Raw genomic sequence first — 9,399 nt, forward strand, 5'->3', positions numbered from 1 at the left:
GCGAACGCATCCCCTTTAGGGGCGGCCGGCAAGAGTGCGCTGGGCCATCGCGGCTTGCCGCCGCCGGCATTCGCGACCCTTACAGGGTCGCCCAATCAAGCCACCGGCTATGCCGGTGGTCATGACTAACTACAAGGGCGGCGTGGGGAAGACAACGACCGCTGTGAACCTGGCGCACGTGTTCGCAGACGAGGGCATGAAGGTGCTGCTTGTCGACCTCGACCCGCAGGCGTCCGCCACTGATTTCTTCGGACTCTACAACAGTGCCCAAAGCGAGGGGTGCAGTTCCATAGACCTACTCTACGGTCATGCATCGATCGAGGACTCCGCATTCAGAACAACCTATCCCAACATCGACGTCGTGCCATCCATCATCGAGCTTGTTGACCAAAACGAACTGCTGCTCCATGAACAGACCCTCAAGTTCGCGCTAGACGACGCAGCGGGTGACTACGACGTCGCGATCATCGACTGCTCGCCTGTAATGAAACGCCTCGCATTCAACGCCTATGCCGCCGCAAGCGCGGGCGGCATGGTGATAATCCCCGTGAAGCTTGACTCCTCGGTGATGCGAGGAACAGCGCTCACTGTCAACGCCATGCGCTCAATATCCGATGCGCTGCGCCTTCCCATGCCCAAGTGGAGAATACTGCGTACATGCGTCCCAGGGCGTTCGACTAGAAGTGAAGACGCCGGCACGACCGTGCTCGACAACTACTTTCCGGGCAATCAGTTCAAGACGGTCATCCATGCCTCCACCAAGGTCTGCGAGGGATCGTGGCGATGGAAGCCCGTCGTCGACGCCTTCCCAACAAGCAGACCAGCGGTCGACTACCGCGCGCTCGCCAAGGAGGTGCTCCATGAGCTCGGCTAAAGACATTGCGTCGGCCTTCACCATTACAGGACTTCTCGACGAGAGCGCGAAGACCCAGAGGCGCTACCCTGTCGCAGAGGTTCCCGTAAACGACATATCGGATCACCCCGGTAACACGGCTTACTCGATGGACGAGGACGGGATAACTAGGCTCGCCGCTTCGATCAAAGAGCAAGGCATCACCGACCTGCCGCTGGTGCGCAAGAAAGATGACGGAACGTATCAGATGGTGTCCGGACACAGGCGAAAAGCCGCCTACACCCTCCTCGCTAGGGATGATGACACATACGCGAAGATGCCTTGTCGCATCATCGAGAATCTAACCGACGAAGAGTCCGAAACGCTCCTGCACGCAGCGAACTACTTCACACGCGCTCTTACCGTGACGGAAAGGGCGGCTGCAACCCGCGCACTCGGTGTTGTGGTTGAGCAGAGGCGAAACGTGGACCCATCGCTCGCCGGCGCTCGCACCGAAGACATCAAAGCAGCCATCATCGCAGAGCAAACCGGTCGCAAGGTAAGTGGTAAGACCATCAAACGGCAGGAAGTGCTTGCAGAGCTGATCGAGACCAAGCTCATTGACGCATGGCGCACCAAAGCCGAGTCTGGTTCTTTGTCCGCTTCCTGTATAGAGAAGATCGCGTGCATGTCGGAAAGCGACCAAGTCGAGCTCTATGATAGCCTCCCGCAAGAGGCCACGAGTAAGGCGGCCATCACAAAACACATCGATGACGCACTTGCCGTGAAACCCGCCGAAGAGGAGAAGCTCGCACGCAAGCGAGAGCTGGCCTTGATCCTGCGCGAGAGCTTCCACCCGCAAGCTGACGCTCGGCTCAAGGTGGCCATAACGTCGCTCAGAAACTACCTCTCCGAGCCTCCCACAGGAACACAGGAGCCCGACCTGAAGGCCAGCGCGCTACTTCGCTGTCTGAGCGACCATCTTCCGAAACCGGATGTCAAAACCCCAAAGAGAGACAAAGGGCGCCTCAGACACTCTTAGCAGCAAGTAGCCTAATTCGTATAACGCCGTATTACGACTATACGAATTAGCACTTGCGCCCATGTTCCGAGCGGAGCTGTCGCTTGTCATGCAAGCGACTCCGCCCTCTCACGCATGGGCGATGCGGCATAGGGACGCGCGGCCACGGCCATGCCGCCTTCCCATGCCTGCGGGGGATGCCCCGCGCCCCCTGGAAAACCCATCGATCTCTGGAGCTGATACCCATGGCAGAAAAGCCACACCTCGTATGCTGCAGACTCTCCGACGAGGACTTCGCGGCGCTGCAAGACCACGCGCGAGAACTCGAGCTGTCAAAATCGGAATACCTGCGCTTCCTCATTCGAATACCCGTGACACCAGAAGGCATTGCAGTCGGGACCAATTGCATATCGCTCGACGTGGAAACCGTCGGGCGAATCTACAGCGAGCTCGTCCGCTGGGGGCGACATTACAACCAAGCCGTCAAGGCTCTCAACACGATAGCCCGACAGGTCAGAAACGGCCGCATCGACGACAAAACCGTGACCGAGCTTCTGAGCAAGGCGAACACTCGGTTAGAGCAGACCGATGCCGGTCGCAAAGAAATCCTTGAGCAAATGTATCGTATCGAAACGCTCACTATGATCGGGGGCTAGCCATGCCGGTCCTGAAACCGATATCCGGACACACAAGCTGCCAAAATATTCAGCGATACCTCGAGAAGGGCGGTCGCGCTCTTGCGCACGACTACTTCAATCTGAGCTGGGACGAGCGAGAAGACGATGACGACGAGGAGCTCAAGTCGGAAGTCTGTTGGGCCGACGAGATGGACGAACTGCGTCGCCTCACAGGAAACGACAAGCCTTTCGGCGGCAAGCATGCGAGAACGTACAAGCATTTTGTCCTGTCCCCAGACCCCGAGGATCACATTGACCTTGCAGCGCTGAGGGAACTTACCTGTGCGTGGGCAATCAAACACTTCGGGGAATACCAGGTCGCAATCGTCTATCACAATGACAACGCGAGCAGCATCCCACATGCCCACATCGTCGTGAACAATACAAACCTCGTGACGGGAAGACGCCTACAAACACAGTTCCCCTTAGAACTCAACCGTGACCTGCAGGAAATGTCCAGAGAACGCGAGCTGAGCTTCCTAACTGACAACCCAGAACCCATCGAGGGGCTTGAGCGCCTTTCCGCCAAGAAGCAGGAGCACAAAGCGAAACCCAGAACCATGCAGCAGGTCTACATCGGTCGAGCCGAGCGCGAACTTGAAGAGGTGGGAAAGTACTCGTGGGTAGCCGACATCCGCAACCGCGTATCGGTCGCGAAGTCGCTCGCCCGAAACGAAGGTGAATTCAGGCAAGTGCTTGAAATGCTCGGGGTAGACATATCCGACAACTCACGGGCCGCAAGACGCGATGACTGGGTCTACGCTCTCTCCGACACCCCCACGAGAAGGGTGTCAGGCGAGCGGCTAGGGCTGCTCTTCGCCAAGGAGACCATACAGCGAGAACTCAAACGAGCGAACACATACCGCCCCGATGCCAAGTCCTCGCGCGAGCTTCTGCGTAACGCGCGAAATGCCATCCTCGTAAACGACCTCGGTGACTTGGGTGAACTCTCGTCAGCGCTTCGGACATGCGCCTACCACAACGCATCATCCCTGCAAGACTGCGATCGCAAAATTGAGGCCCTCAAGAGGCGCGCAGAATCGAGCGAGGGCCGGGAGAGAGCGGCACTCGAAGCGAACGCGACAGCTCTAAAGAACGCAAGGAACTACATGGCCGCTCGAAACCTGCTCCCCGAGCACATAGGACGAAGGCATTCCGCAAGCACCAACGCGTCTGTGCAGGCGCCTTCGCGTTCGGCCGAGCGGACCTCACATACAAATCAGCCCGACCATGCGCGCCAGATAGCGCGGCAGCAGGAGTCCGCCGATAGGAGGGACGCGCGATGAGGATACAGGTCAGATACGAGAATAACCGCTTGGACGTATTCGACACGGCATCATTCACGAAGCCAGAGCCCTTCGATGGCGCAAACATGCTCACCAACTTCGAGGTGCGCGTAGACGCGCTCGGAAACACAGGGCTTTGGCTTATGGCACACCGCTATGAGATCAGCGACGCCTACGTAGAAGGAACCCAAGAAGGCGAGACGCCCGTCGCGCGGCGTAAGCGCGGTTGGCGATTCCTGCTCGCGGAGGCCAGTGAGCTCGAGTCAATAGAGGCGGTCAGCATCGATGGTCAGACAACTCTCATGAGGATCTCGGGAGAGCTTGCAGACATGGTCCGCTTCGAGCAGATGTGCGAGCTTTGGCTGCCACCAGCATCCGACAAGAGTATCACCCAAAGGGCAGTCCTTCTCTTCGACGAGCTTTGCAAAGCGTATCCGGAACTATCCGCAGATGCGAGTACGGTGGCGCGCATGTGCGGCTTTTCCGCCCGAGCTATAGACGAACTGAGAGAGCGGACAAGGGCTTTTGAAACCGATGAAGACGAAGAAGACGATTGGATGGAGGGATTCGACTGTGAAAGCTTTGATTAGGGCAACGGGGGCCTTCGTGAGGTTCCTTATCCGCGCAGTGTTTAGGTTCATGTAGGCGTAGAAGCTCGCCACCTTCTCGAATTTGCACGCATTACATTGCCACGTATCAGTCCACCATAGAACACGGTAGCAACGCAGTGCAGAATGGTGTGTAAGAAACGTCGAAATAGACAACCAGGAGAACAGACATGAAGGCCACGTACATCACCAAGAAAAAGACAGCCATTATTATTGTTGTAGTAGTACTGGTGCTGCTTATCGGAATCATGCTTCTTGCCATGAGTTGTGCCACAGAGCCCGGCGACGAGATCGAACAAATCGACATTGTCAACAATGGCACAACGAAGGAAGGACTCGTCGAGGAAGCAGATCTGAACAGCGACGATGAAGTAAGCCTATCTGATCCAGCAACAGACAGCGGTTCCAATGTCGACACAAGCAATGCGGAAACCACCTCAATTTCTGCAGATCAACCTGCAGCAATACAGCAAGACGTTGCGTACGTTAGCAACGCCAACGAAAAGCCTTCAGCTTCTTCTGACAACAACGACAATTCCAGCTCTTTGCCTCCAAAACGCTGGGTAGAGGAAACCCAACGGGTTTGGGTGGAGGATCGCGCCGCCTGGAGTGAGCAGGTGCCCGTCTACGGCACCGAAGAGGTCTCCGTCTGCAACATCTGCGGCGAGGACATAACGGGCAACACATCAGCGCACGGTAAGGCGCACATGCTCGCAGGGGAAGGATCAGGACACCACAGCGAGGTCCTCCAAACCGTGGAGGGCTACCGCAGCGTGGAGCATCCCGCAGAAGGCCATTGGGAAACCAAGGTGGTCGGCGGCCATTGGGAATGAGACTTATGCTTTCTCTCCGGCTCTTTCCGAGCTTCGGGCGGTGACGTTCGGGCTTTAGATGGGAAGCAGATTGAGAGTCCAAAAAACCGGGGCAGAACCGCTTGCGCAATCCCGCCTCGTAAAGCCAGAGGTGCCGGTACCAACTTTTGCTGATTGCTGACATCAAAACAGGCATCAAAAATCTCTTTATTTCAATATCCTATAATTTTTTGAAATAAAAAGGATATACTGAGATCTATGTTTCAAAAACTAGAAAGGCGAGCATGGGACGTTCGGGTGATTATGTGAGCAATTTATCTGGTGAGATGGCATACCGTTCTTTTAAACCGGCGCCGCTTCCTCCAGAACCTCAAATTGCATTGGATGGCGATGACCTCCGGCTTCTTCTTGCCGCTTCTCGCCGTTTGCAAGAGTTAGACACGATGGCTCAGTTCATTCCGGATGCGCAACTCTTCGTATCGCAGTATGTGCGCAAGGAGGCGCTTGTCTCGTCTCAGATTGAAGGCACCCAGTGTACGCTCGACGACCTGCTTGACCCTGAGGTTGAGAGCAACGCCGACTTGAATGTCGAGGATGTTGTCTGCTACACGAAAAGCCTCTGGCATGCGATCGATCGTCTCGACGAGATGCCTCTTTGCAACCGTTTGCTCCGCGAGGCTCATGCTCAGTTGCTCGGTAGTGGACGGGGCTCCGAGCGTAATCCGGGTGAGTTTCGCCGCTCACAGAATTGGATCGGCCCGTCGGGATGCACGCTGAAAGACGCACGCTACATCCCACCTAACGTCGACGACATGATTGACGCGCTTGCCGACCTGGAGCGCTACATCAACGCCGATCCTGAAATTGATCCGCTTATTCGTGCGGCTCTTATCCACTATCAGTTCGAGACGATCCATCCTTTCCTCGACGGCAATGGCAGGATCGGACGCATGCTCATCTTGCTTTACCTCATCGAACAGGGAATGTTGCACAGCCCAGTGCTCTACGTTTCCTACTTTCTCAAGCGCAATCAAATTGAGTATTACGACCGCATGAGTGAAGTACGGCGATCGGGCAACTACGAACAATGGATTCGCTTTTTCCTGGAGGCCGTGAAGGCGGCTGCTGAAGATGCCCTTGAGTCGGCACGCGTCCTCGACCGTTTGCACCGGAAGAGCTGGGAGAGCGTAGCGGCACAACGTACGACGAAGTCGCTTTCCAGTGTGCTCGAGTACGTGGAGAAGCGCCCCATCATGAGCATCGGGCGTTGCGCGGAGGAATTATCCCTGAGCTACAACACGGTTGCTTCGGCAGTACGCAAGTTGTGTACCCTTGGGATTCTGAGAGAAACCACCAACGCTTCGCGCAACCGCGTGTTTGCCTACGAGAGCTACCTAGCTGTTCTTCGACGGGGAACCGAGCCGCTCGGCGGCAACCGGTAATGGTTTTAGTAAAGGCTGATGTAGAACCCGGCTTCGGAACCCTCCGTCTTCTGTTCGTAGAGCTTGCGGTAGAATTGGCAAGGCTATTGCGTGACGATGGGAGTGCGGATTGAACCTTAACGAATTCGGACAGTTCAAAGAAGGCAACCGCCTGGAGATGAAGGCGGCACTGGGGCTACCCAAAGCCGGTCTACGAGGTGGAGTACGGCCCCGACCGGACCACACTCACGCTACCGCTGGTTGATTTATCCGGCGATTCATCCGATTTCGGAGCTAAGGCTGAAAAACGGACGAATAAATCGGACGAATCGGATAAAAGCGCGACCGAACGGCGCAAGGCCGCCATTGCGGCGTTTCTGGAGGACAATGGACCTGCGGGGCGTGCCGCCATAGCCAACGCCGTCGGGTTGCAAGCGTCGCGTGCGAGCGAGCTACTTGCTGAAATGGTGCAAGAGGGATCGATTGTTGCTGAGGGTGCAACAAGGAACCGGAAGTTCAGGCCGACGAAGCGCTCGTGAGAAGCCTCAACAGCAATAGCGAGTATTTCTCATTACTGGACGAGTTAAGGGATAGCGGGACGGTGAACACCGTGCTGGTAGTGTCGTGCCTGTTGCGGGAGCTGATGGGCTCCGAGCGACAGCCCGAGTTCTACGAGGAGGACAGCGACTGCGTCGTGTTCGGCTGGGACTCCATCAAATGGTACGACGGCCTCTTCGCCGACGTCACGAACGTAACCGACGCGCTCGACAAGCTCGAAGAGGGCGGCATCCCTTATGAGTTCTGCCGCATCGGCGAGAGCTGGGAGGACATAGAGTTCAGGACGGTCGGCAACAACGATGAGCTCACGATGCACGTCGAGCCCTCCGTTTACATTGAAGTTCTCTGACCGCTCGTGCAGCCCATTGCCCCAAACGGGCTCTGCGTCTTTTCGGTGCCGGCATTCTTCGAGACGAGCCAGAACGAGATTCTTTAGGAAGGATGTCGCCAAAAACGACGTTCCCGTTGCCAGGCGCACCAAAGGCTGGCGCTTCTTGCTTGCATCGGCCACAGAGCTTGAGCATGTCGAGCTCGTCGTGGTCGATGGCGAGGCGATCGTGAAGCTCATGCTTGGGGAGTTCATCGACCTCCAGAGTTTCGACGAGAAGGCCTACGAGTGCATCGGCTCGTCATCGAAGAGTCTGCACGAGCGGATATGCGAGCTGCACACGTATCTACGAAAGCCCACCGGCGAGACCGAACCCTGCGTCCCCGGAGTTCCGATGAGTGTCGTGTCGAAGCTCGTGGCGGCGAAGCTGGCAAGCGAAGCGGAAGAAGACGGCGAGGAAGAGAAATGGGGTGATCTCGATGAGGTTTGTTGGGAGCTTTGTTCGCTGGCTCATCAAGGCAGTGTTTCGGTTTATGTAGGGGATGAGCAGGTTCCGACTTACGGTACCAAGGAGGTCTCGAATTGCAACGTGTGTGGCGCGGATGTCACGGGCGACACATCACGCCACGGCAAGGCACACATGCTTGCAGGAGAAGGATCTGGGCATCACAGCGAGGTCAAGCAGATCGTCACCGGTTACAGCACCGTAAACCATGCAGCAGAAAGCCATTGGGAAACCAAGGTGGTCGGCGGCATTGGGAATAGATTCGGGGAACCCGGCAAATTGTCGATCATTCGGTAATCGTTGTGTTTGAGTTTGCGGTCATAGAAGAGTACCGAAGTTTGGGGTGTCGAATTGTCACCTCAGACGACACTGAGGACGGACGTAGTGACAGATCTCGAGCGTAATATTCTCTTACTAATTCCAGCAAATCGTACGTGTTTTGAACACGTTACTGATGTCTATTGCGTTGCTCTCGGTGTGGTGTTTCGCAGACCATAGGTGCGGGTTTGACTACAAAAAACGGCGTGGACGGTCTGCATGACCCTTGGAAACAACTAGGCGGAACCGCTTTCGCGACTCCGCCCTACAAAACCTCGAAGGTTTTTCTATCTGCATGCATTGTACATCCTGAAACCAAGCTTGCGTGACGTTCACAAGAAAACCGAGTGACGATCTGATTACGTCGTTCTTCGGCATCGCCTCCATTGCTTCAGCCATAGAAGTACATAGTGATGCCAAGTTCTTAGTCGCCCTCGTGTGGAGCTCTCCGTCCTTGATCAGTTCCTTGTGCAGGTAGAGAAGCGAGGCAATCTGCTGAAGACGCGGGTTCTTCATTTTCGAACTGCGCTGGCGGGGCGAGATGCCGATCTCCGCCAGGGCGTTGCTAACGTTGTTGTTGGTTTGAATTCGAGTTGCCTCGGAGCTGAGTCCGTTGAGAATGGCAGAGCCGTGTGCAGTAGCATTCCTGACCATCTTCGATTGCCGGAGGAGGTAGTGCTCGTCGAGAAGCGTCTTGTCATCCCAACGCCGGGCACAGAAGAGACCCGTCTTTAGGATTTGACACCAGAATTCTTTAGGATTTTCGACATACGCTTATCTGTAAAAGCCAGCCACTGAGCTGGTCTTTTTGTATATTCTGTGGAGGGTTGACAAAATACTTCAAAAGGGTTTTCTATATGGTGCTATGGAGTTATAATAGAAGCATTGCGGCTATGAAGAAAGGGCGAGCGATGGCGTATTTCTTGAAGAAGTCCAAGAACAAAAAAGGACTCTATTTACAGATATACGAAAGCCACTGGGATGCCGGACGCGGGCATACGGTAAATAGCTCTGTGAGAGCACTCGGATATGA

Annotated in this window: 10 protein-coding genes; all 10 read left to right on the plus strand. The window is 55.7% G+C overall.

Annotation, left to right across the window (positions count from 1 at the left end):
• Positions 1–121: 121 nt before the first annotated feature.
• The 10 genes from G7Y43_RS10345 (at position 122) to G7Y43_RS10390 (ending at position 8,345) form a co-directional block, all read left to right on the plus strand.
• Positions 122–874 (plus strand): ParA family protein, encoded by a 753-nt coding sequence (locus tag G7Y43_RS10345; RefSeq protein WP_241158254.1) that lies wholly within the window; start codon positions 122–124, stop codon positions 872–874.
• Entirely contained in the window at positions 861–1,874 is a 1,014-nt protein-coding gene (locus G7Y43_RS10350; protein ID WP_165046333.1) for a ParB N-terminal domain-containing protein, read from the plus strand. The genes G7Y43_RS10345 and G7Y43_RS10350 overlap by 14 nt, the downstream gene beginning before the upstream one ends.
• Before the next feature lie 224 nt (positions 1,875–2,098).
• Positions 2,099–2,509, plus strand: coding sequence for a hypothetical protein (locus G7Y43_RS10355; RefSeq protein ID WP_165046334.1), 411 nt, complete (start codon positions 2,099–2,101; stop codon positions 2,507–2,509).
• A gap of 2 nt (positions 2,510–2,511) precedes the next feature.
• Entirely contained in the window at positions 2,512–3,816 is a 1,305-nt protein-coding gene (locus tag G7Y43_RS10360; protein ID WP_165046335.1) for a relaxase/mobilization nuclease domain-containing protein, read from the plus strand.
• Positions 3,813–4,406, plus strand: coding sequence for a hypothetical protein (locus tag G7Y43_RS10365; protein WP_165046336.1), 594 nt, complete (start codon positions 3,813–3,815; stop codon positions 4,404–4,406). Before G7Y43_RS10360 ends, G7Y43_RS10365 begins: the two co-directional genes overlap by 4 nt.
• Before the next feature lie 188 nt (positions 4,407–4,594).
• Entirely contained in the window at positions 4,595–5,257 is a 663-nt protein-coding gene (locus G7Y43_RS10370; RefSeq protein WP_165046337.1) for a hypothetical protein, read from the plus strand.
• Between the two features lie 263 nt (positions 5,258–5,520).
• Positions 5,521–6,678, plus strand: coding sequence for a Fic family protein (locus G7Y43_RS10375; RefSeq protein WP_165046338.1), 1,158 nt, complete (start codon positions 5,521–5,523; stop codon positions 6,676–6,678).
• 197 nt (positions 6,679–6,875) lie between these two features.
• A complete protein-coding gene (locus G7Y43_RS10380) occupies positions 6,876–7,196 on the plus strand; it encodes a hypothetical protein (protein WP_165046339.1) in 321 nt (106 codons plus the stop codon).
• Positions 7,193–7,564: a hypothetical protein gene (locus G7Y43_RS10385; protein WP_165046340.1), complete on the plus strand. Its 372-nt coding sequence runs from the start codon at positions 7,193–7,195 to the stop codon at positions 7,562–7,564. The genes G7Y43_RS10380 and G7Y43_RS10385 overlap by 4 nt, the downstream gene beginning before the upstream one ends.
• A 145-nt stretch (positions 7,565–7,709) precedes the next feature.
• On the plus strand, positions 7,710–8,345 hold the full coding sequence (locus tag G7Y43_RS10390) for a hypothetical protein (RefSeq protein WP_165046341.1): 636 nt from the start codon (positions 7,710–7,712) through the stop codon (positions 8,343–8,345).
• The last annotated feature ends 1,054 nt before the right edge of the window (positions 8,346–9,399 follow it).

It is taken from the genome of Adlercreutzia sp. ZJ138, assembly GCF_011038935.1.
GTDB lineage: Bacteria > Actinomycetota > Coriobacteriia > Coriobacteriales > Eggerthellaceae > ZJ141.

What these genes read in the sequence shown, in the direction of transcription:
- G7Y43_RS10350 (WP_165046333.1), top strand. Translation starts at nt 861, where the DNA reads ATGAGCTCGGCTAAAGACATTGCGTCGGCCTTCACCATTACAGGACTT.
- G7Y43_RS10360 (WP_165046335.1), top strand. Translation starts at nt 2,512, where the DNA reads ATGCCGGTCCTGAAACCGATATCCGGACACACAAGCTGCCAAAATATT.
- G7Y43_RS10345 (WP_241158254.1), top strand. Translation starts at nt 122, where the DNA reads ATGACTAACTACAAGGGCGGCGTGGGGAAGACAACGACCGCTGTGAAC.
- G7Y43_RS10365 (WP_165046336.1), top strand. Translation starts at nt 3,813, where the DNA reads ATGAGGATACAGGTCAGATACGAGAATAACCGCTTGGACGTATTCGAC.
- G7Y43_RS10375 (WP_165046338.1), top strand. Translation starts at nt 5,521, where the DNA reads ATGGGACGTTCGGGTGATTATGTGAGCAATTTATCTGGTGAGATGGCA.
- G7Y43_RS10370 (WP_165046337.1), top strand. Translation starts at nt 4,595, where the DNA reads ATGAAGGCCACGTACATCACCAAGAAAAAGACAGCCATTATTATTGTT.
- G7Y43_RS10355 (WP_165046334.1), top strand. Translation starts at nt 2,099, where the DNA reads ATGGCAGAAAAGCCACACCTCGTATGCTGCAGACTCTCCGACGAGGAC.